The 21,686-nt window shown below is 74.2% G+C and carries 19 protein-coding genes; 8 read left to right on the top strand and 11 right to left on the bottom strand.

The genetic code is table 11. The features are described from left to right. Positions 1–119: 119 nt before the first annotated feature. On the bottom strand, positions 120–3,143 hold the full coding sequence (locus AC07BF_RS24455; protein ID WP_478333915.1) for an FAD-binding and (Fe-S)-binding domain-containing protein: 3,024 nt from the start codon (positions 3,141–3,143) through the stop codon (positions 120–122). 37 nt (positions 3,144–3,180) lie between these two features. Next, positions 3,181–4,347 (bottom strand): pyridoxal-phosphate-dependent aminotransferase family protein, encoded by a 1,167-nt coding sequence (locus tag AC07BF_RS24450; RefSeq protein WP_400843454.1) that lies wholly within the window; start codon positions 4,345–4,347, stop codon positions 3,181–3,183. Between the two features lie 98 nt (positions 4,348–4,445). On the opposite strand from AC07BF_RS24450, the gene AC07BF_RS24445 reads away from it, so the two are divergent. Both AC07BF_RS24445 and AC07BF_RS24440 read left to right on the top strand, forming a co-directional pair. Further along, on the top strand, positions 4,446–5,192 hold the full coding sequence (locus AC07BF_RS24445; RefSeq protein ID WP_400843451.1) for an IclR family transcriptional regulator: 747 nt from the start codon (positions 4,446–4,448) through the stop codon (positions 5,190–5,192). 234 nt (positions 5,193–5,426) lie between these two features. After that, on the top strand, positions 5,427–7,022 hold the full coding sequence (locus tag AC07BF_RS24440) for an L-lactate permease (RefSeq protein ID WP_400843448.1): 1,596 nt from the start codon (positions 5,427–5,429) through the stop codon (positions 7,020–7,022). Positions 7,023–7,127: 105 nt separating this feature from the next. Here the strand turns inward: AC07BF_RS24440 and AC07BF_RS24435 are convergent, their stop codons facing one another. Together AC07BF_RS24435 and AC07BF_RS24430 are read right to left on the bottom strand one after the other, a co-directional pair. After that, entirely contained in the window at positions 7,128–8,096 is a 969-nt protein-coding gene (locus tag AC07BF_RS24435) for a D-2-hydroxyacid dehydrogenase family protein (protein ID WP_478319194.1), read from the bottom strand. A gap of 132 nt (positions 8,097–8,228) precedes the next feature. Further along, positions 8,229–8,975: a rhomboid family intramembrane serine protease gene (locus AC07BF_RS24430; RefSeq protein ID WP_400802670.1), complete on the bottom strand. Its 747-nt coding sequence runs from the start codon at positions 8,973–8,975 to the stop codon at positions 8,229–8,231. A 225-nt stretch (positions 8,976–9,200) separates the two neighbouring features. On the opposite strand from AC07BF_RS24430, the gene AC07BF_RS24425 reads away from it, so the two are divergent. The 4 genes from AC07BF_RS24425 (at position 9,201) to AC07BF_RS24410 (ending at position 12,824) form a co-directional block, all read left to right on the top strand. Further along, entirely contained in the window at positions 9,201–10,133 is a 933-nt protein-coding gene (locus tag AC07BF_RS24425) for an aldo/keto reductase (RefSeq protein ID WP_478333914.1), read from the top strand. Positions 10,134–10,237: 104 nt separating this feature from the next. After that, on the top strand, positions 10,238–10,906 hold the full coding sequence (locus tag AC07BF_RS24420) for a histidine phosphatase family protein (RefSeq protein ID WP_478333913.1): 669 nt from the start codon (positions 10,238–10,240) through the stop codon (positions 10,904–10,906). 82 nt (positions 10,907–10,988) lie between these two features. Then, positions 10,989–11,582 (top strand): TetR/AcrR family transcriptional regulator, encoded by a 594-nt coding sequence (locus AC07BF_RS24415; RefSeq protein ID WP_363584842.1) that lies wholly within the window; start codon positions 10,989–10,991, stop codon positions 11,580–11,582. Positions 11,583–11,735: 153 nt separating this feature from the next. After that, on the top strand, positions 11,736–12,824 hold the full coding sequence (locus AC07BF_RS24410) for an SDR family oxidoreductase (protein ID WP_478333912.1): 1,089 nt from the start codon (positions 11,736–11,738) through the stop codon (positions 12,822–12,824). A gap of 135 nt (positions 12,825–12,959) precedes the next feature. Here AC07BF_RS24410 and AC07BF_RS24405 read toward each other — a convergent pair whose 3' ends face one another. Next, entirely contained in the window at positions 12,960–13,790 is an 831-nt protein-coding gene (locus tag AC07BF_RS24405; RefSeq protein ID WP_478333911.1) for an alpha/beta fold hydrolase, read from the bottom strand. A gap of 57 nt (positions 13,791–13,847) precedes the next feature. Between AC07BF_RS24405 and AC07BF_RS24400 the strand changes: the two genes are divergently transcribed. Then, positions 13,848–14,321, top strand: coding sequence for a MarR family winged helix-turn-helix transcriptional regulator (locus AC07BF_RS24400; protein WP_363584836.1), 474 nt, complete (start codon positions 13,848–13,850; stop codon positions 14,319–14,321). Positions 14,322–14,364: 43 nt separating this feature from the next. On the opposite strand, the gene AC07BF_RS24395 is transcribed toward AC07BF_RS24400, so the two are convergent. The 3 genes from AC07BF_RS24395 to AC07BF_RS24385 are packed head-to-tail and all read right to left on the bottom strand — an operon-like array spanning position 14,365 to position 15,846. Then, positions 14,365–15,087, bottom strand: coding sequence for a class I SAM-dependent methyltransferase (locus AC07BF_RS24395; RefSeq protein WP_478333910.1), 723 nt, complete (start codon positions 15,085–15,087; stop codon positions 14,365–14,367). Continuing rightward, entirely contained in the window at positions 15,084–15,590 is a 507-nt protein-coding gene (locus AC07BF_RS24390) for a hypothetical protein (protein ID WP_363584832.1), read from the bottom strand. Before AC07BF_RS24390 ends, AC07BF_RS24395 begins: the two co-directional genes overlap by 4 nt. A 25-nt stretch (positions 15,591–15,615) precedes the next feature. Next, complete coding sequence (locus AC07BF_RS24385) at positions 15,616–15,846, bottom strand: hypothetical protein (RefSeq protein WP_363584831.1); 231 nt, start codon at positions 15,844–15,846, stop codon at positions 15,616–15,618. Between the two features lie 144 nt (positions 15,847–15,990). Between AC07BF_RS24385 and AC07BF_RS24380 the strand changes: the two genes are divergently transcribed. Continuing rightward, positions 15,991–16,614 carry a hypothetical protein gene (locus tag AC07BF_RS24380; RefSeq protein ID WP_400802684.1) on the top strand — a complete coding sequence of 208 codons (624 nt, stop codon included), beginning with the start codon at positions 15,991–15,993 and terminating at the stop codon, positions 16,612–16,614. Positions 16,615–16,705: 91 nt separating this feature from the next. On the opposite strand, the gene AC07BF_RS24375 is transcribed toward AC07BF_RS24380, so the two are convergent. The 3 genes from AC07BF_RS24375 to AC07BF_RS24365 all read right to left on the bottom strand — a co-directional run bounded on the left by AC07BF_RS24375 (position 16,706) and on the right by AC07BF_RS24365 (position 21,569). After that, entirely contained in the window at positions 16,706–18,853 is a 2,148-nt protein-coding gene (locus AC07BF_RS24375; protein WP_478333909.1) for an acyltransferase family protein, read from the bottom strand. A 198-nt stretch (positions 18,854–19,051) separates the two neighbouring features. After that, positions 19,052–20,779, bottom strand: coding sequence for a glycosyltransferase family 2 protein (locus AC07BF_RS24370; RefSeq protein ID WP_363584825.1), 1,728 nt, complete (start codon positions 20,777–20,779; stop codon positions 19,052–19,054). A gap of 199 nt (positions 20,780–20,978) precedes the next feature. Further along, positions 20,979–21,569 (bottom strand): GNAT family N-acetyltransferase, encoded by a 591-nt coding sequence (locus AC07BF_RS24365; protein WP_363584823.1) that lies wholly within the window; start codon positions 21,567–21,569, stop codon positions 20,979–20,981. Between the last annotated feature and the right edge of the window lie 117 nt (positions 21,570–21,686).

The raw sequence follows: 21,686 nt of genomic DNA, 5'->3' as shown, positions 1-21,686 counted from the left end.
CCCCCCCCCCCCCTCCCCCCCCCCCCCCCCCCCCCCCCCCCCCCCCCCCCCCCCCCCCCCCCCCCCCCCCCCCCCCCCCCCCCCCCCCCGCCCCCGGACCTCGCGCCCCCGGACCCCGCTCAGCCGGACGGGGCGGGGGCGGTGCCGGTCAGCAGGGCCTCGCGGACGAGTTGGACGGGGTGCCAGGCGTGGCGCTCCGTCCCGTGGAAGATCTGCTGGCGGCAGGACGCGCCGGTGGCGACGATCACGGTGTCCTCGGGTTCGGCGTTGACGGCGGGGAAGAGCCGGTCGTTCCCCACCGTCATGGACACCTCGTAGTGCTCGCTCTCGAAACCGAAGGAGCCCGCCATCCCGCAGCAGCCGGCGTCCAGTTCGACCACCTCGACGCCGGGGATCCGGTTCAGCAGGGCGATGGTGGCGGCCGTACCGACCTCGGCCTTCTGGTGGCAGTGGCCGTGGTAGAGCAGTCGGCGACCGGCCGGCCAGGCCTCGGGGCTCAGGCGGAGGCGTCCGGCGTCGATCGCCTCGGTGAGCAGTTCCTCCACCTGCCGGACCCGGCCCGCGAGATCCTTGACCACCGGGTCGTCCGGGTGCAGGGCCAGGTGCTCGTCCCGCAGCGTCATCAGGCAGGACGGCTCGCAGCCGGTGACCGGTGAGTCCGGGGCCGCCGTCGCGGCGATGGCCCGGGCGAAGTCGGCCGACTGCCGCTTGGCGTCGTCCAGCAGTCCCTTGGACAGGCTCGCGCGACCGCAGCAGCCCTGCGCCGCCAGCCGGACCCGCCAGCCGGCCAGTTCCAGCAGTTCGACGGCGGCGCGGCCGATGGCCGGCTCGGTGAAGGTGGTGAAGGAGTCGGCCAGGAAGGTCACCTCACCGAGGGGGGCCGACGGGGCCGCGCCCTCGTGCTGCCGGAACCACCGCAGCAGGTTGTCCCGCGCGAAGGCCGGCAGCGGCCTGGCAGCGGTGATACCGAGCCTCCGTTCCAGCAGTCGGCGGACGAGCCGGCTGCGCCCCGGGAGGTTGGAGAGCGGCGCGGTGGCCGAGCCGAGCCGGTTGAGCAGGCGGATGGCGCCGAACACCCGGGATCTGCGCGGCACCCCGTGCAGGTCGTGGTGGTGGGAGAGGGTCTCGGCCTTGAGCGTGGCCATGTCGACGCCGAGCGGGCACTCGCTCTTGCACGCCTTGCACATCAGGCAGAGGTCGAGGATCCCGTGCAGGCGCTCGTCTCCCAGCGCCTGCCGGGGGTCCGGCTCGGAGAGCGCCTTCACCAGGGCGTTGGCGCGGCCGCGGGTGGAGTGCTCCTCCTCCCGGGTGGCCATGTAGGAGGGGCACATCGTGCCGGTGGCGCTCTTGCGGCACAGCCCGATGTTCATGCACCGGTCGGCCGCCCCGCGCATGCCGCCGAGGACCTCGAAGGCGAGCCGGGTGCGCAGTTCGGGCGCGGGCGGCAGGGCCCGGTCCCGCAGGTGGTCCGTCATCGCGGGGGCGTCGACGATCTTGCCGGGATTGAAGAGGTTCCGGGGGTCGAAGAGCCGCTTCGTACCGCGCATCGCCTCGTAGAGGTCCCGCCCGAAGAGCAGCGGATTGAACTCGCTGCGGGCCAGGCCGTCGCCGTGCTCGCTGGAGTTGACACCGCCGTACTCGGTGACCAGGTCCCGGATCTCCTCCGCGACCGCCCGCATGGTCGTCACCTGGGCGGGGTCGGTCAGGTCCACGAAGGGGCGGATGTGCAGGCAGCCGACCGAGCAGTGCCCGTAGAAGCCGGCCGACAGGCCGTGCCGGTCCAGCACCTCCTGGAAGCGGCGGGTGTAGTCGACGAGGTGGACCGGGTCGACGGCGGTGTCCTCGACGAAGGCGAGCGGACGGCGGGTGCCCTCGCCGGCGGCCATCAGCAGGCCCAGGCCGGCCGAGCGGACCTTGAGCAGGGCCTCCTGCTGCTTCGCGGTCACCGCGTGCAGGGTGTGGTAGCCGTGGCCGTGCCGGGCCCACCGGGCGGTGAGCCGCTGGAGCCGGCCGCGCAGTTCGCCCTCGTCGTCCCCGCTGAAGCTGACGAACAGCAGCGCCCCGGGATCGCCGGCCAGGATGCCGCCGAGCGGGGCGTACTCGATCTTCCGCCGGGAGAGTTCGAGGATCGTCCGGTCCATCAGCTCCACCGCGGCGGGTTCGCAGGCGAGGGCGTCCGCGGTCGCGTCGACGGCCCCGGCGACGGAGGTGAAGTGGCCGACGGCGATGACCGTGTGCGCGGGCCTGGGCACCAGGTCGACCAGGGCCCTGGTGGCGATGACGAGGGTGCCCTCCGAGCCGACGACGAACTTCGCGAGGTCGAAGGGGGCGTCCACCGCGCCCTCCGCGCCCTCGGCGCCCTCGCGGACGAGCCGTTCCAGGCGGTACCCGCCGGAGCGGCGCCAGAACTCCGGTGTTCCCTCGGCGATGGCCCGGGCGTTGGCCCGGACGATCCGCGGGAGTTCGCGGTAGACGGCACCTTCGAGGGTCGGCAGGGCGGCCCGGCGGCGGTGCTCCGCCGCGTCGACCGGGGCGAGGTGGGCCCGACTGGCGTCGGAGAGCACGACGTCGAGCTCCCGGACGTGGTCGATGGTCATCCCGTGGCGCAGCGACCCGCTGCCGCCCGAGTTGTTGCCGATCATGCCACCGATGGTGGCCCGGTTGGCGGTGGAGGTGTCGGGGCCGAACACCAGGCCCGACGGCGCCGCCGCACGGTTCAGTTGGGCCTGGACGACGCCGGGTTCCACCAGGGCGGTGCGGGCCTCGGGGTCCAGTTCCACGATGCGGTTCAGGTGGCGGGACAGGTCCAGGACCAGCCCGGGCCCCACAGTCTGCCCCGCCAGGCTGGTGCCCGCGCCGCGCGGCACCAGCGGTACGCCGTGTTCGGCCGCCGCGGCGACCGCGGCCTGGACGTCGTCGGCGTGCCGGGGCAGGACCACGCCGACCGGGGTGATCGCGTACATGCTCGCGTCCCGGGAGTACAGGTGCCGGGTGTAGTCGTCGAAGCGGACCTCGCCGTCGAGGTCGCGGCGGAGCCGGTGCTCCAGCGCGCGGGTGTCGCCGTGGCGGGTGCCGCTCTCGGGTCGGGCGGCGCGCTCGGGGCCGCGGCCGGCCGTCGAGGCGTCGGAACTGCTCGCTGTCATGTCCGGTTGACTCCTGTGTCTGGGGGTGCCGGGGCGTTCACGGGCGGCGGAGCACGTCGAGCGCCGCACCGAGGCCGGCCGGGTCGATCGGCACCCCGGCGAGTTCCAGGCCCAGCTGCACCCCGGCGAGGGTGCCGATGAGGGTCAGGTCGTTGAGGTGGCCGAGGTGGCCGATCCGGAAGACCCGGCCGGCGAGCCTGCCCAGACCGGCGCCGAGCGACATGTCGAAGCGCTCCAGGACGAGTTCGCGGAACCGGTCGGCGTCGTGGCCCTCCGGCAGCAGGACCGCAGTGAGCGAGCCGGAGTACTCGCGTTCGTCCGCGCACAGGACCTCCAGGCCCCAGCCGTGGACGGCGGCCCGGGTGGCGGCGGCGTGCCGGGCGTGCCGGGCGTGGACGTTGTCGTGGCCCTCGGCGTCGAGGATCCGCAGGGCCTCGTCCAGGCCGTAGAGCAGGTTGATGGCGGGGGTGTAGGGGAAGGCACCGTTCCGGTTCGCCTCGATGACCGGCGCCCAGCTCCAGAACGACTTGGGCAGCCCGGCGGTGCGCGAAGCGACCAGCGCCTTGCGGCTGACCGCGTTGAACCCCAGCCCGGGCGGCAGCATCAGGCCCTTCTGCGAGCCGGACACCGTGACGTCGACGCCCCACTCGTCGTGGCGGTAGTCGAGGCAGCCGAGCGAGGACACCGCGTCGACCAGCAGCAGCGCCGGGTGGCCCGCCTCGTCCAGGGCCCGGCGCAGTTCCGCGATCCGGCTGGTCACGCCGGTGGAGGTCTCGTTGTGGACGACGCACACCGCCTTGATCGTCCGGTCGGCGTCCTCGGCGAGTCGCTGCGCGAGCACCTCGGGATCGGCACCGTGGCGCCAGTCCCCGGGGACCAGATCCACCTGGAGGCCGAGGTCCTGGGCCATCTCCCGCCAGAGCGCGGCGAACTGTCCGGTCTCGAAGCAGAGCACCCGGTCGCCGGGGCTGAGGGTGTTGACCAGGGCGGCCTCCCAGGCGCCGGTCCCCGAGGCGGGGTAGATCACGACCGGGCCCGAGGTGCCGAACACCGGCCCGATCGACTTGAGCAGACGCAGCGTCAGTGCCGCGAACTCGGGCCCCCGGTGGTCGGTCGTGGGCGCCGCGATCGCCCGCAGCACGGGGTCGGGGACGTTGGTGGGGCCCGGGATCTGGAGGAAGTGGCGGCCGGTACGGAAGGACATACGCGTCGAACCCCCTTAAGGGTTGTGCCGTCTGACGGCACGTCGTATCGTGGAGCGGCATAGTGGAGCGTAGGCGCCACCTTCGAAGGGGGTCAAGGATGCAGAACGTGCTCAACGCGCTGCGGGTACTGGAGGAGGTCGCCGCGCGCCAGCCGATCGGCGTCGCGGAGCTGGCGCGGGCCATGGACCTACCGAAGAGCTCCGTGCAGCGGGCGCTGCTCACCCTGCACACGGCGGGGTGGCTGCGCCAGGCCGGCGGGGCACCCACCCGGTGGCTGGTCACCGCCAAGGCACTACAGGTCGGTCGGCAGGCCACCGGTGAACTGGGCCTGCGCGACGCCGCCGTGCCGGTGATGGAGGAACTGCGCCGGCAGACCGGCGAAACGGTCCACCTGGCCGTGCCGGAGGGCGGCCGGGTGATCCTGGTGGAGCGGCTGGAGACCAGCCAGCCGGTGCGGATCGTCCTTCCGCTCGGGCAGGACCTGCCCGCCCACGCCTCCGCCAACGGCAAGGCGGTGCTCGCCGCGAGCCCCGCCGAGGCGCTGGAGAGCTATCTCGCCGAGGGGCTGGCCCGGTACACCGACACGACGATCGTCGAACCACGGCGGCTGCTGGACGAGTTGGCGGAGGTCCGGCGCCGGGGCTACGCGACCAACAGCGGCGAGTGGCGCTCCGACGTCTCGGCGGTCGCCGCGGCGGTCATCGGGGGCCTCGGGCTGCCGGTAGCGAGCATCAGCGTCAACGTCCCCGCCAGCCGGGCCACCGACGAGTCGCGGGCGGAGCACGGAACCCTGGTCAACGCGGCGGCGAAGCGGCTCGGCGTCGTGCTCGGAGCGCGCGGGTGACGGCGAACTCGGCTTCCCCCACGCCTTCCTGACGATACGTCAGAACCGGCACTCCCGATCCTGAGCCCGCACCCCGCCCCCTTGACGGCGGTATCGGCGCATCCCATGCTTGGCGCCTGATGGAACTCGGGTTCCATGATGCGAAAACGTGCGTGCGCCGATCGTCCGTACCCGGGTGGATCGAGCGTTCTCGCCGTCGCGGTCATCGCCGACTGGAGAAAGCGAGACCCACCCGTGTATCGCCAAGTCCCAGACCCGCTCGGACACCCCGCTCTCGCCGCCCTGCTCGCGGCGACCCCCCTCCTCGTCCTCCTGGTCCTGCTCGGCCTGGTGCGACTGAAGTCGCACTGGGCCGCCCTCGCCGGGCTCGCCACCGCCTTCCTGATCGCCACCGCCGGCTACGGCATGCCGCTCGGCCAGGCCGCCGACGGCGCACTGGAGGGAGCCGCCTTCGGACTGTTCCCGATCGTGTGGATCATCCTCGGCGCGGTGTGGATCAACCGCCTCCAACGCGCCTCCGGACACTTCGACGTCATCGGAAGGACCTTCTCGTCCCTCTCCGGCGACATCCGGATCCAGGCCGTGCTGATCGCCTTCTGCTTCGGGGCGATGATCGAGTCCCTCTCGGGATTCGGCACCCCCATCGCGGTCACCTCGCTCATCCTGCTCGGCCTGGGACTGGACCCCCTGAAGGCCGCCGCCGTCGCGGCCTTCGCCAACACGGCGCCGGCGGCCTTCGGTTCGGTGGGCAACCCGATCCAGACCCTGGCCAAGGTCACCTCCCTCCCCGGGGCCGACCTCGGCGCCATGGTCGGCCGCCAGTCCGCCGTCATCGCGGCCCTGGTGCCGTTCGTCCTGCTGCTCCTCCTCGACGGGCGCCGGGGGCTCCGGGAGGTGTGGCCGGTGGCCCTGGCCGCCGGAACCGGCTTCGCCGTCGGCCAGTTCCTCTGCTCGAACTACCTCACCTACCAACTCACCGACCTGGTGGCCTCGCTCACCTCGCTCGCCTCGGTCATCGTGCTGCTCAGGATCCGGGCGCGACGGAACGGCCCCGCCGCCGAAACGCGGCCCCGCGTGGAGCGCGCCCCCCGCCGGGACACCCTGCTGGCCTTCCTCCCGTACGCGATCATCACCGCGCTGTTCGCCCTGGTGTCCTACGGCGGGCCCGTCGCCGGCTTCGTGAAGGACCAGGACGTCTCCTTCCCCTGGCCCGGGCTCCACGTGACCAGCCCGAGCGGCCGACCCGTGGCGGTCACCACCTTCGACTTCGGCTGGCTCGGCGCGGCCGGGACCCTGCTCCTCGCCACCGGCGTCCTGACCGCGCTCATCCTGCGGGTGCCGGTACGGCGGGCACTGCGCTGTTACCTGGACGCGCTGCACCAGATCCGCTGGGCGGCCCTGACCATCGCCTGCGTCCTCGCCCTCTCCTACCTGATGAACCTCTCCGGGATGGCCGTCTCCATCGGCACCTGGCTGGCGGGCCTCGGCGGTGCCTTCGCCCTGTTCTCCGGCTTCACCGGCTGGTTCGGCGTGGCCCTCACCGGATCCGACACCTCCTCCAACGCGCTCTTCGGTGCGATGCAGGTCTCCGCCGCCCAGCACATCGGACTGTCCCCCCTCCTGGCCGCCGCGACCACCAGCACCGGCGGCGTCCAGGGCAAGGCCGTCGCGATGCAGAACCTGGTCATCGCCGCCAGCGCGGTCGGGACGTACGGGCGGGAGGGGGAGGTCCTCCGCAAGATCATCGGCTGGAGCCTGGCCGTCCTGGCCGTCCTCTGCCTCCTCGCCTGGCTCCAGTCCACCCCGGTCCTCGGCTGGATGGTGCCGTGAACGAGTCGCCGCCGCGCCGACCGGGCCGGTCGGCGCGGTGGCCCGGCTCGGCGGATCGGCCCAGGCCAGGGGTCAGCCCAGGCCAGGGGTCAGCCCAGCCAGGGGTCAGCCCAGGCGGCGGATCGGCTCGCCGGCCAGGTAGGCCGCGATGTCCTCGACCGCCTCGCCGTAGTAGCGGCGGTAGTTGTCGCGCGACACGTACCCCAGGTGCGGGGTGGCCAGCAGCCGGGGCGCGGTGCGCAGCGGGTGCTCGGCGGGCAGCGGCTCGACGTCGAAGACGTCCACGGCGGCGCCCGCGATCCGGCCCCCGGTGAGCGCGGCCAGCAGCGCGTCCTGGTCGACGATCGCCGCCCGGGAGGTGTTCACCAGGTACGCCTCGGGCTTCATCAGCGCGAGTTCGGCCTCGCCGAGCAGCCCCCGGGTGCGCTCGCCCAGGGCGAGGTGGATCGAGACGAAGTCGGCGCCGCTCAACAGCTCCTCCTTGCCGGCGGCCCGGCGCACGCCGACCTCGGCGGCCCGCTCGTCCGTGAGGTTCTGGCTCCAGGCCAGCACGTCCATGCCGAAGGCCAGTCCGACCCGGGCGACCAGGCCGCCGATCCTCCCCAGGCCCAGCAGCCCGAGCACCCGCCCGTGCAGGTCGGCGCCGACGGTGCTCTGCCAGGGACCGCCCTCGCGCAGCGCCGTGCTCTCCGGCACGATGCCGCGGGCCAGGCCGAGCAGCAGCGCCCAGGTCAGCTCGACCGGCGGGGTGGAGGAGCTGGCCGTCCCGCAGACCGTCACGCCGTGCGCCTCGGCGGCCGCGTAGTCGATCACCGAGTTCCGCATGCCCGAGGCGACCAGCAGCCTGAGCCTCGGCAGCCGGGCGAACAGCGAGGCCGGGAACGGCACCCGCTCGCGCAGGGTCACGACGAAGTCGAAGTCGGCCAGCGCCGCGGCGAGTTCGTCCTCCGACCCGAAGTGCTCGGAGAAGGCGGTCACCGCCACCCGCTCGGAGACCGGCGACCAGTCGACGATGCTGGTGGCGACGCCCTGGAAGTCGTCGAGGACGGCGCAGCGAAGGGTCCGAAGTGTCATGCCCGCACTCTCCCAGACGCTGACCGGCGCCCGGCGTGCCAGGCCCGGTCCGAGCCGCGGGTCTGCGAGCTTGGCCCCGGGGGTGGACCACCGGCACCGGAGCACGGGGAGGCGCGCGATGGCCAAGCCCCGTCACGCCACGGCGGGCTGCCCGGTCGGCCTGGCCCTCGTCCCGGTGGCGAGCGCCAGGCCGAGCAGGCAGCCCGCCACCAGACCGGCGCCGTGGTTGTTCCGCAGCGCGCACAGGAACAGACCGGCCGCGGGGATGAGCAGCAGGTACCAGGTGCCCTTGAAGGTGAGGCCCAGGGTGTTCCCGCGCAGCAGGCAGGTGACGGCCAGGGCGCCGAGCAGGCCGCAGACGGCCACGGAGTCGCCGCCGCCGCGCGGCGACCAGCCGGCCAGGCTCACCACGTGGGCGAGGACGCCGCTGACGAGGAAGACGGCCAGGGTCCGCCACCACCCGAGGACCGACTCGGCGACGGCGCCGACCACGAGCAGGGCCGGCAGGTTCATCGCGATCTGCGTGATCCCGGAGGACTGCACCAGCAGGGCCGTCCCGGCCCGCCACCACTGCCCGTCGGACAGCGCTCCCGGCTGCCGCATCAGATCCTCGACCAGGGCGGGCACCGCGTACTGGAGCACGGCCATCACCGCCATCACCGCGAACAGTGTGAGGGTGGCCCGGGGCCGGCGCGCCAGGGCGCCCCGGACCACGGCGAGCACCTCGCCCGGCCCGGCGCCCGCCGGGGCTCCTGCTCCCGGGCCGGCTGCGGAGCCGACTCCCTGACCGACGTTGGAGCCGGCCAGTACCAGCGCCTGAAGTCCCACGCTGACCACCACGGCGGCGCTCGCGTACAACCCGATCTCGTGCGGCGACATCGCCGACCCCCGTTCACCCGACCCTGGGCGCTCCCGCCCCGTCGACGCGCCCCATCATCCCGGTCGGGCGGGGCCCCGGACCAGGGAGGGTGATCATGGACTCGGCATGACGGTTGTCACAGTCCCGCCAGGTCCGCCGTCATCTCCGCCCCCGTGGATTCCCCGGGGATTCACACATTCCCGAATCGCTGGCGGTCGGGGCAGTGCAGTGGCGATCATGACGGCATGACCTCCGACACCACCCCCGCCGCCGTCACCGCTGCCGCCGTCACCGCTGCCGCCTCCGGCAGTTGGACGCTCGGCGACCGCACCGTCCACCGGATCGGCCTCGGCACGATGCGCCTGCCGCAGACCGGCCGGGCGCTCGTCCCCGACGCCGTACCGCGCGACCGCGAGCAGGCCGTCCGGGTGCTGCGGCGCGCCGTCGAACTGGGCGTCAACCACCTCGACACCGCCGCCTTCTACTTCTCCCCACTGCGCTCCGCCAACGAGCTGATCAACCGGGCGCTCGCGCCGTACGCCGACGACCTGGTGATCGCCACCAAGGTCGGCCCGGGCCGCGGGCTCGACGGCGAGTGGGTGGAGCACGCCCGCACCCCGGAGCGGCTGCGCGGCCAGGTCGAGGAGAACCTGCGCCAACTCGGCCGCGACCACCTCGACCTGGTGAACCTGCGGATCGTCGGCACCGACTCGATCGCCGAACGCTTCGGCGCCCTCGCCGAGTTGCGGCAGGCCGGGCTGATCCGCCACCTCGGCCTCTCCAACATCCACCCGCACCAGCTCGCCGAGGCACAGGCCGTGGCGCCCGTCGTGTGCGTGCAGAACCCGTACGGCATCGGCGCCTCGCCCGAACAGGACGCCGTGCTGCGGCTCTGCGGCGAGCAGGGCATCGCCTTCGTCCCGTTCTACGCGATCGCCGGAACCGGGCGGGAGTCCGGCACGGGCGGAGCCGAACCCGCCCAGGTCCGGGCGGTGGCGCAGGCGCGCGGGGTCGGCCCGGCCCAGGTCCGCCTCGCCTGGACGCTCCACCAGGGCCCGCACGTCCTGGCCATCCCCGGCACCGGCGACCTGGCGCACCTGGAGGACAACATCGCCGCCGGGGCGCTGCGCCTCTCCCCGGAGGAGTTGGCACTGCTCCAGGAGGCGCACACGGGCTGATCCGGAACCGGGCAGGGCCGCGACGGCGTCGATCCGGGACGAGCCCAGGATCACCGGCGAGCACGAGAGCACGCACGCCGACACGAACGAAGGAGTCCCGGAGCATGGCCGAGTCCGCCACCCGCTACCTCTACCTGACCCGCCACGGCGAGGCCGCGCCCGACGGCAGCGGGCTCACGGCCGACGGACGCCGACAGGCCGTCCTGCTCGGACGGCGGCTGGCGGACCGCCCCATCGCAGCCGTGCACCACGGACCGCTGCCCCGGGCCGCGCAGAGCGCCCGGCTGATCGCCGAGCAGTTGGGCGGCGGGCGGCCGGGCAACGAGCCGTTGGGCGGCGGCTGGCAGGCCGGCGCGGTCCCGACGGTCTGCGCGGAGGCCGGCGACTACGTGCCGTACGTCCCGGAGCGGCACGAACTGCCCGCCGACAGCGCCGACTACCTGCTGGACTTCCTCGCGCAGTCCACGGCGGAGGAGCGCGCCCGCGGCCCGGAGCTGGCGCGCCGGGCCGTCCAGCGGTTCACCGGTCCGGTGGCGGGCGGCGAGGACCGGCACGAACTGGTCGTCACCCACGCGTTCCTGATCGGCTGGCTGGTCCGGCACGCCCTCAGCGCCCCTGCCTGGCGCTGGCTCGGCCTCAACTCCTGCAACGCGGCGCTGACCGTCATCCGCTACACACCCGGCCGCCCCTCCTACGTGCTGCTCCACAACGACATGCGCCACCTGCCCGACGAGCTGTGCTGGACCGGCTTCCCGTCCGAGGCCCGGTGCTGAGGCCCGGCTTTGAGACGCGGTACTGAGGCCTGGTGCTGAGGCCCGTCGACAGGAATATGCAGACCGGTCTATTGTTTTCCGCATGGGAGTCAAGGGTGAGGAAACCCGGGCCCGGCTGATCGCCGGCACCCGGACGCTGATCGAGGCACAGGGCTACTTCGGGACCGGCCTCAACCAGATCGTGGCCGCGACGGGCGCACCGCGCGGCTCGCTCTACTTCCACTTCCCCGAGGGCAAGGACCAACTGGTCGCCGCCTCCCTCGTCCAGGCCGGACAGGAGGTCGAGGACCTGCTCGCCGCGCTGGCCGCCGAGGGCGCCGACAGCGGAGCGCTCACCGAGCGGCTCACCGAGGTCTTCGCCGAGCGACTGGCGGGCTCCGACTACACCAAGGGCTGCCCGATCGCGACCGTCGCCCTGGAGGTCGCCGGCACCAACGAGCCGCTGCGCGCCGTCTGCGCGGAGGTGTACGAGAGCTGGCAGCGCGTGCTGGCCGGCCGGCTGGAGGCCGAGGGCTTCCAGCCGGCCGAGGCCGCGACGGCGGCCGGGCAGGCACTGGCGCTGATGGAGGGCGCGGTCCTGCTCGCGTCGGTCCGGCGCAGCCGCGAGCCGCTGGACCACGCGCTGCACGCCGTCCGCCACCTGCTCGGCGCCAAGCCGGCCGCCCGCACCGCGTAGGGCGTCGCGGGGCGGAGCCGCCGCCGACCGGTGCGCGGCTCCGCCCTTCCGACCCTCCCGATCCCTTGTGCCCGAATCTCCCGTGCCCGAAGTCTCCTCGCGCCCAAAAAATATGCAGACCGGTCTACAGATTCCAGCTCCAGGAGTTGCCCCATGCCGCCCCTCCCGCCATCGCCCCGCACCCTCGTCCTCGGCGCCACCGGCTTCCTCGGCCGCTGGCTCGTCCTCGAACTCCTCACCCGCGGCGAGCCCGTGGCCGCCGCCGTGCGCGGCGTCGGCCGCGACACCGAACTACGCCGCTGGCTGCGCACCCACGGCGCCGACGACACCGCGCTGACCACCGTCGCCGCCGACCTCACCCGCCCCGGCCTCGGCCTCTCCCCCGAGGACGACGCCCGGCTCACCGAGGTCCGCGACGTCCACAACCTCGCCGCCCGCTACCAGTTCGGCCTCACCCGCGCCCAGGCCGAACCCGCCAACGTCCACGGCGCCCTGCACGCCCTCCACTGGTCCGCCACCCGGCCCCGGCTGCGCCGCCTGGTCCACCTCTCCGGCTACCGCGTCGGCCGCGACCCGCAGCCGCTGTACCCGCCCAGTCCCCGCGCCACCACCGCCGCCTACGCGTGCCTCGGCGCGTACGAGGCCTCCAAGCTGCTCGGCGACGCCGCCGTCCGGGTCACCGCACCCCGACTCGGCGTCCCGCTGACCACCGTCAACCCCAGCAGCGTCATCGGCCACTCGCGGACCGGCGAGGCCGGCCAGTACCTCGGCCTGGCCCAGCTCGTCCGCCAGTTGCACCGCGGCCGCCTGCCGCTGCTGCCCGGCACCCGCCGCACCTTCCTGCCCGTGGTCACCGTCGACCACCTGGCCCGCTTCCTCGCCGCCGTCCCCGCGCACGACAGCGCCACCACCCCCGCACCCGACGGCTCCGCCCTGATGGCCCACACCGTCCTCGACCCCGCCACCCCCGTGCTCCCGGACCTGATCGCGCTCATCGCCGCCCACCTCGGCGTCCGCCCGCCCCGCGGCCTGGTCCCCGTCGCCATCGTCCGCCGCCTCCCCCGCGCCCTCACCGGCGCCGACCCGGAGACCCTCGGCTTCCTCTCCGAGGACCGCTACGACACCACCTCCGCCGACCGCCTCGCCACCGCCGCCGGCCTCGTCCACCCGCCCCTCGCCCCGGCCCTCCGGCGCTGGGCCGACCGGCTGGTCGCCGAGGACTTCGGCACCCCGCCCCGGTGAACCACGGCGCGCCGTGCGGGTCCATGACGAGCGCGGAGCGGCCCGGCTGGCCGGCTGGCTGGCTGGTGGCGAACTGCCGCTGTCAGCCTTGGGGTGAGACTCCATCCGGAAGGCGCCCGTGAACAGGATCCACCGTCAGCCCCCGTGCACCGGCAGGGTCCGGAGGAAGTCGTCGAGGAGCTCGTTGAAGGCGTCCGGGCGTTCCATGTTGGGGTAGTGGCCGGTGCCGTCGACCGTCGTCGTACGGCCGTCGGCGACGCTGCGGACGAGGCGTTCGGCCATGCCGAGGTGGTCGTCGGAGTCGATGCCGCCGTTGATGGCCAGCACCGGGACGCCGATCTTCGCCGCCCGCGCCCAAGTGTCGGTGACGGGCACCTGGTGGTCGGGTTCGGTGGGGGCGTGCTTGGCGAGGGTTCGCCGGGTCATGTCCTTCAACGTGCGCACGATGTCCGGGTCGACGTCGTCGAGGGTGCGGTGCGGGCCGGCCGCGAGCCGGGTGAACGCCGTGATCCAGCCTTCGAGGTCGCCCGCGGCCATGGCGCGGGCCTCCTCGGCCTCGATCTCGCCGAGCCACGGGTCCTCGAACTCGGGTTCGCTGGTGCCGACGCCGCTGACGACCAACGCCTCGACCACGTCCGGGTGTTCGAGCGCGGTGTCGACGGCGATGGCGCCGCCCATCGACAGCCCGACGAGGATCGCGGGGCCGGTGCCGAGGTGGCGCAGCAGGGCCGCGAGGTCGTCGGTGTGCCGGAACGGGCCGGTCGCGTTGGAGGATTCGCCGTGGCCGCGGGCGTCCGGCGCGATCACCCGGTAGTCGGCCGCGAAGGCGGCGATCTGGTCGCTCCACATGCGGTGGTCGAGCAGGCCGCCGTGCACCAGCACCAGGGGTCGGCCGGACCCGGTGTCACGGTAGGCGAGGTGGCTGCGGCCGTCGTCGAACGAGAACACGTCAGATGCGTCAGTCATGACAACCAAGTTGTCATCCATCGCGAGGATTGGCAACCCAGGTGTCATGATGGTGGGGTGACCGATACCGATGCCCCGCTCCCGCCCGACGTCCTCGCCCACCGGCTCATGGACGTGTTCGACCTGGTCGGCCCGCTGTACCGGCGGGTGCTCCGCAAGGTGGAACTCGCGGCTCCCATCGAGGGGCTGTCCGTCGGCGTGCGCGCCGTGCTGCTCCTGCTCGCGGAGCACGGGCCCATGACCGTCCCTCAGATGGGCCGCGCACAAGCGCTGAGCAGGCAGTTCGTGCAGCGCATGGTCAACGACGCGGTAGCCCTGGACCTGGTCGAGATCACCCCGAACCCCGCCCACCAGCGGTCCTCGCTGATCCGGCTGACCGACCACGGCAGGGCCGCTGTCTCCGCCGCGAGCGCCCGCGAGCACGCCCTGCTCCGCCAGGTCGGCGGCGAGCTGACCGACGCCGACCTGACCGCCTGCGTGCACGTCCTCACGCAGATGCTCGAACTCTTCGACAACGTCGACGTGAACTGACCCCCGTACCGCGCAGGCGCGGCCCGGACGGCAGGAGAGCGGCCTACCCGAAGACCAGGCTCGTCCAGCGGACGCCGGACCGGCCGTGCAGGTCGCCGCGTTCGGCGCGGCGGAGCAGTCGCAGGCCCCGGGCGGCGGCGAGCGCGACGGTCTCCTCGGGCGGGACGTCGAACATCCGGCGGCCCGGCGGGACGGGGCCGTGGCGCAGGGTCAGGGCGAGGCGCCCGCCCGGGGCCAGCAGCCGACCGAGGGCGGCCATCGCCAACGGCCGCTCGGCGGGGGCGAGATGCATCCAGACGGCGGTCAGCAGGACCAGGTCGAAGCGTTCGGCGCCGGCGCTCAGCCGCGGCAGCTCGGGCAGCGCGTCGGCGACCCAGCGCACGCCGGAGCCCGCGTGCAACCGCTCGGCGACGGAACGGAGTTCGGCGGTCGGCTCGACGGCCACCACCGGATGGCCGAGGGCGGCGAGGGCGGCCGCGTCCCGCCCGGTGCCGGCGCCCACGTCGAGGACGGCGGCGGGCGGGGGCGGGTAGCTGTGCAGCAGGTCCGCGTGGACCTCGGCGAAGGTCACGCTCTCGTACTGGACGGCGAGTTCCTCCGCCGCCTCGGCGTAACCGGCGGTGCTCGAAAGCCCGTCCATCCCTTTCACGTCCTCCACCCCGTCCAACCCTTTCACGTCCTCCACCCCGTCCAACCCTTTCACGTCCTCCACCCCGCCCAACTCGTCCACCCCGTCCACCCCGCCCAACTCGTCCACCCCGATCATGCCTTCCGGTCCCGGACGACCACCGCGTCACCGGCCGCCGCCGCGTGGGCGAAGAAGTCCCGCAGCTCCCGCAGGTCGGCGACCACCCGGGACGCCCAGGTCTCGGACCACGGCGTCGGGTACCCGAGGCGCGCGACCGTCCGGGCCAGCACGGTGTCCTGCTGGCGCACGAGTTCGCCGAGCGCCGAGTCGCGCAGGAAGGTGAAGGCGGCCGCGACCTGCGCGGGGCTCAGCACCAGCGGATCGGTCTGCGCGGCGTCGGGTTCACGGCGCTCGCCGCCGTACACGGGCAGGCGGGCGGCCGGGTCGGGGTGCAGGCCGTTCTCGGTGAGGGCCAGTTCCATCAGCCGGGCGGTGCTCCGCACGCCCAGGAGGAGCCCGGCGGAGGCCAGCTGGTCGTAGCGGACGTCCTGCCGGTCGGGGACGAGCTCGCCGAGTTCCGCCGGCGAGCAGGTGTCGACCTCCTGGCCGGGCAGGCGGCGCCAGAAATGATCCACGCTCACCCGGACAGCGTAACGAAAGCGCGGCTCACGCCTCGCCGGGGTGCCAGAGGGGCCACTCCCAGGGGCGATCCGCCCAGTGGACGCGGACCGGATCTCGCGGGTCGAGGTCCGGGAAGAGCTGGCGGATCCGGGGCTCGAACTCCTCGGGGGCGAGCGGCTCCCAGCCGTGGCCCTCGAAGTGGACCAGGCGGTAGCGGCTGTCGGTCCGGAAGTCGGCCACCTCGACCAGGTGCTTGGACGTGCTGTTGGTCTCCATGCCCCCCAGCATGTGGCGCGGCGGCAATCGGCGCCCCTCCAGACCCCTCTTCCGGGTCATGTCCCGGCGTCGGCGCGCTCGTTGAGCACGGGGAAGGCATGACGGGGGATTCGGTGGGGGGTTCGGCGCTGGAAGGACGACAAGATGACTGGGCAGCCCACCGGAGGACAGTGGCAGTGGCCGCAGGACGCGTGGCAGCCACCCCCGGTACCCACCGGGTTCGCGCCGGCCCCCGTTCCGGCGCCCGCACCGGCGTCGCGGCGGTCGCGGAAGGTGTGGGCCGCCGCGACCGTCGGGACCGTCGCCGTCCTCGCCGCCGTCCTGGCGATGTGCGGGCCGGGGTCGGGAGACGAGCTGGACGTGGTGGCCCTGCCGCACGCCTCCCCCTCCGCGTCCGACCCGGCGGCTCCGGACCCGCCCGCGTTCTCCCCGCTCCCCACCACGCCCGCGCCGTCCCCGCTGCCGCCGCCCACGCCACAGGGCGCCGGACCGGCCCTGGCCACGGCCACCGCGGCGGCCGCGCCGAACGAGGACGAGCCGGCCGACGCGCAGCACGCGGCGACCGCGCACCCGAAGCCCGGCCGCACCGCGCACCCCTCGCCGTCGGCCCACGGCACCGCCCCCGCCGGCGCCACCCCGGCGGCTCCGGCCCCCGGCACGGCGCTGCCCACCCTCGGCGCGGGCGGCATCTGCGACCAGGCCGAACGCGTCGGCCGCTGGCCCGCGGGCTCGGAGCAGGCCCGCCTCTGCCACAGCATCTACGGCTGAAAAAACGCCTGCGGCGGCCGCACCCGCACCCGCACGACGAGGGCGCCCCGCCGGACCGATCCGGCGGGGCGCCCCAGGCGGTGGAGCCGCGCTACCCGGCCGCCTCCAGGATTCCCTTGTCCAGGCGCGGCGCCAGGACGCGGGCCAGGGTGTCGGTGATGTGGCCGGTGTCGCGGTACAGCACCACGCCTTCCAGCACCGCCGGGCAGTCCGGTCCGCTGCCGGGGCACAGCAGCGGGCCCAGGTCCAGGGTGCGGACGCCGTAGCGGGCGGCGAGGCCGCCGTCGAGCATCGGGTCCGGCTCGAAGGCGGTGTCGCGCGGGAAGAAGCAGGCGTCCGAGCGGCCGTCGGATGCGGCGAGGCAGGTCGGGATGTCCTTGCCGGGCATCGGGGTGTCGCCGAGGTAGGCGAGCGGGGCGCCGACGGCGGCGAGGCGGTCCAGGGTGCGGGTCCAGCCCTGGGTGCGTTCCTCCTGGCTGCCGTAGCGGTTGAGGCCGGCCATCAGGACGAGGCGCGGCCTGGGCCCGGAGGTGAGCCGGGTGAGGGTGTTCTCGCGCCAGCGGTCGCACTCCTCGAAGGTGCGGCCGAGGACGTTGTTGCGCACGGTGAGGGTGGCGAGCGGGCAGCCGGGCTTGACCAGGACCTCCAGGGCCCAGTGTCGCTGCTCGGCCATCGCGAGTGCGGAGGATATCCACTGGCCGGCGTGCGAGTCGCCGAGCAGCACGATCCGGTCGGGGCTGTCCTCGGCGCCGAACAGGCAGCGCGGGCTGCTGTCGGCGTTCAGCGGGATCTCGCAGCCCTTGCCGGGCGGGAAGTCCTCCCGGGCGCGGGCCAGCGAGGGGGTCAGGCCGAGCACCCGCGCGCCGGGGGCGAGCAGGGTGGGGCCGGTCGGGGCCCCGGCCGGGGCGGCGGAGGGGGTGTCGGCGGTGCCACCGAGGGCGCGGACCGTGCCGCCACCCAGGGTGAGGGCGGCGATCAGCGGGATGACGAGGGCACTTGCGCCGACCGCGAGGCCCCGGCGCGGCGCCGGGCTGCTGCCGTAGCGCAGCGGCTGTTCGACGAGCCGCATGGTGAGCCAGGCGGGCAGCGCGCTGGCTGCGGCGAGGGCGGCCAGGGTGGTCCAGGGCAGGGCGCCGTAGCGGGCCTGGGCGATGGTCAGCACCGGCCAGTGCCAGAGGTACCAGGCGTACGACAGGCGTCCGGCGGCGCGCAGCGGGCGGCTGTCGAGGAGGCGCCCGGCGTCGGTGGCGCCGAGCGCGCGGTGGGCGGGGCCGGCGAGCAGGACGGCGGCGGCGCCGAGGACGGGCACCAGCGCGGCGGTGCCGGGGAAGGGGGTGTTCCGGTCGTAGAGCAGGATCGACGCGAGGACGGAGGCGGCGCCGGCCCAGCCGAGCAGTCGCAGCGACCAGGCCGTCCCGCGCCGCTGCGTGCGGCCGGCCAGCGCGCCGGCGAGCAGCGCCGCGCACGCGCCGGCCGCGAACTCCCAGAGCCGGCTGCCGGTGGAGAAGTAGGCGAGCGGCGCCGAGGTCGCCGTCCACCGGACGCACAGCAGCAACGAGACCGCGCCGATGGCCGTGGTGGCCAGGGTGATCGCGACGGTGCGGCGGCGGCCGTGCAGGAAGCGGGCGAGGCCGAGCAGCAGAACGCCCCACAGCAGGTAGAACTGGTTCTCCACGCCGAGCGACCAGAAGTGCTGGAGCGGGCTCGGGGCGTGTTCGGCGGCCAGGTAGTCGGTCTGCTGGCCGACGAAGCGCCAGTTGACGAACTGTCCGGCGGAGGCCATCAGGTCGCGGGCGAGGTCGGTGCCGCGCAGCGGGTCGAGCAGCGCGCCACCGGCGACGGCGGTGGCGACCAGGACGGTGGCGGCGGCGGGCAGGATGCGGCGGGCGCGGCGGGCGGCGAAGTCCCACAGGCCGATCGGGCGGCCGAGCAGCAGTCCGGTGATGAGGAAGCCGGAGATGACGAAGAAGACGTCGACGCCGACGTAGCCGCCGGCGAAGCCGGGAACGGCGGCGTGGTAGGCGAGGACGGAGAGGACGGCGACGCCGCGCAGGCCCTCGATGTCGGGGCGGAAGCCGGTGCGCCGCTGGGCCTGCGGCGGTGCGACGGCTTCTGCGGAGGGGCGCCGCTCGGGCGCGGCCTGCCGGTCCATTCGGACGACGCCGGGCAGCAGCTCGGCCGAGGCGGTGGCGGCAGGGGAGGAAGGGGACGACGACGGTGGTGGTACGGCCGTTGACACGGCGGTGCTCCTCGCAGGGGCAGGCAGCGGGTGGTCGGGACCGCCGGGCCGATGGGGCGGCCGGGCGGCGCATCCGCGCCGGTGGGGCGACGCGCTGGGAAACGCGGTGGATCCGAACGAAGTTGATGGGTCGTCAGACATCGACTTTGACGTCAGGAGTTGATGGAGTGGAATCGAACGAGCGGAGTTGATGGAGCGTCAGAAAATCAGCGGATCGGCCCAGCCGGAGGCCAGCAGCCCACAGAGCAGCAGCACGGCGGTGACGGCGACGGCCTCCGCGTGGCCGAATCCCAGGTCGGACCGGCGCCGCACGGGCGGGGCGACCTCTCCGACGGCGGCCCCGTTGCCACCGCGCAGGAGCGGCCACAGGGACCGGATCAGCGGGATCATGGTGTACGCGGTGAGCGCGAGCAGCGCGGTGAGCGCCCAGTAGGGCTGCCAGCCGTACAGCACGGCCGCGCGCACGAGTCCGGCGATGCCCGCGAGGACGACGAACCCCAGCCAGCCGACGCCGATCCGGGCGACCGCCTTGGCCAGTGAACTGCCGCCCGACACGGCGCCGGTGGGCACCCAGTCGGCACTGCGGCGGCGCAGCGCGTGCGCGATGGCGACCACGTGGCAGAGTCCGCCGAGGAGTTGGACCCGGGTGACCTCGAAGCGCCAGCGGGTGCGGGACATCGCGGGCAGCAGGACGAGCGAGACCCAGATCGGCGGCAGGAACGGCAGCACCTGCCACGGCTGGATCTCACCGGGGGCGAAGAACAGCATGATCAGGGCCGGCAGCGGGACGGCGAAGACGTTCACCGCGCTGGTGACGTAGCCGAGGATGCCGTTCCAGAAGCAGAGCCGGGCGGAGCGAGGGAGCGGTCCGCGGCGGAAGTCCGGGTCGCGGACGAGCGCCAGGGAGCCGAGGCACCAGCGGTACTGCTGGCTGATGAAGGCCGGGAGGCCGGTGGGCGACATGCCCTTGGCGACCAGGGCGGGCACGTACCGGGTGGTCCACCCGGCGCGGGCGAGCGAGAGGCCGGTGTAGAGGTCCTCGCTGTGGTCGATCTCGGCGAAGCCGCCGACGCGCATGAGTGCGGCGCGGCGGTAGAGGGCGTTGGTGCCGCAGCAGACGGTGCCGTCCTGCGCGTCCCGGGAGGGCTGGATCCAGCGGTAGAAGATCTCCTGGGTGGCTCCCGCGGCGCGTTCGAGCCAGGACATGTCGGCGTCCGTGTCGAAGCACTGCGGGCTCTGCACGATGCCGACCTCGGGGTTGTCGAGGTAGGGCACCAGGTGGTGCAGGAAGTCGGGGCGGGGGCAGAAGTCGGCGTCCAGGACGGCGACGATCTCGCCGTTGCCCTCGGCCAGGCCGTGGTTGAGGTTGCCGGCCTTCTTGAACCGGCCGCGGTCGGGGCGGGCCCGGTACTGGAAGCCGTAGGACTCGGCGAGTTCGCGCACCTCGGGGCGGGCGGCGTCGTCGAGGACGATGACGGTCAGCGCGCCGGCCCACTGGACGGCGGCGGTGTGGCGGTAGGCGTTCTCCAGGACGGCCAGCGGCTCGCCGGCGGTCGGCAGCAGCAGGTCGACGCTCGGGTGGCGGGCGGGCTGCCAGGCGCGCATCAGCAGGTCGTGCGAGTCGCGGGTGTAGCGGCGGGCGCGCTGGCCGTCGGTGAGCGAGAGCAGCCAGGTGGCCGCGTTGAGCACGGTGAGCACCAGGAAGGGCCAGAGCAGCGGCCGGCTGAGGGCGAACAGGCCGAGGGTGGCGGTGGCTCCCGCGTAGGAGAGGGTGGCGCAGAGCAGCACCCAGCGGCGCTGCGGGCCGAAGTACCAGTAGAGCTCCTCGTCGTCGGGCGGGCTGGGCAGGCGGAGGTCGGGGTCCGCGGGGATCCGGCGCGGGCCGGCCTCGGGCGCGGGCATGGCGGTGCCATGGAGTACGGGCATGCGGAAGTGGCCCCCCTGGGCATGGGACGGAACGTGGCCGTTCGCCCTCAGCCTCTCACATTGGCCTAGACCAATCATGAACGAGGTATGACATCTCCGCATCGCCCCTGGTCAGTGACTTGACATGGCATCACGTACCGACGAACCGTCAAGCGATCATGGATTCGACCCCGAGCACCGCCGGCCCGCACCCCGTCGGTCAGGCCTCCTCCAGCGACCCGTTCAGCGCCTTCGTCAGCTCCTTCGTCAGCTTCTCGAACCGCAGATCAGGGCGCAGCGGGACACCGAAACGCTCGTCGCCGTACGGGAACGGGGTGAAGACCCCGGTCCGGCGGAAGCCGCGCCGCTCGTACCACGCGATCAGGTCGGCGCGCTGCTCGATCACGGTCATCTCCAGCTCGCCCACGCCCCACTCCTCGCCGGCCAGCCGCTCGGCCTCGGCGAGCACGGCCCGGCCGAGGCCGCCGCCCTGGAGCCCGGGGCGCACCGAGAACATGCCGAAGTACGCACGGTCCCCGCGGTGCTCCAGCTGGCAGCAGGCGACCAACTGGCCGTCCCGCTCGGCGACCAGCAGCACCCCGTCGGAGCGGCCGATGACCTCGGCGACGCCCTCGGCGTCGGTGCGCTGGCCCTCCAGCAGGTCCGCCTCGGTGGTCCAGCCGGCCCGGCTGGCGTCGCCGCGGTAGGCGGACTCGACCAGCTCGACCAGCGCCGGTACGTCGGCGAGGGTGGCGGGGCGGAAGGCGGGCTGCCCGGTGGGCCGGGCGTGGCTGGGGATGGTCTCGGACATGGCGGGTCCTCATTCTGCGTGCGGTGGAACCGCCCGCCGCTCGTGCCTGCGGCGTGGCGCGGGCCGTCCCTGGTGACCGGCCTGCGGGCATCGTGCCACAGCCCGCGAACCGGCCCC

The organism is Kitasatospora sp. NPDC043950 (assembly GCF_056435345.1).
Note: the sequence above shows the minus strand (reverse complement) of the source record. Positions and strands in the feature narration are given on the sequence as shown.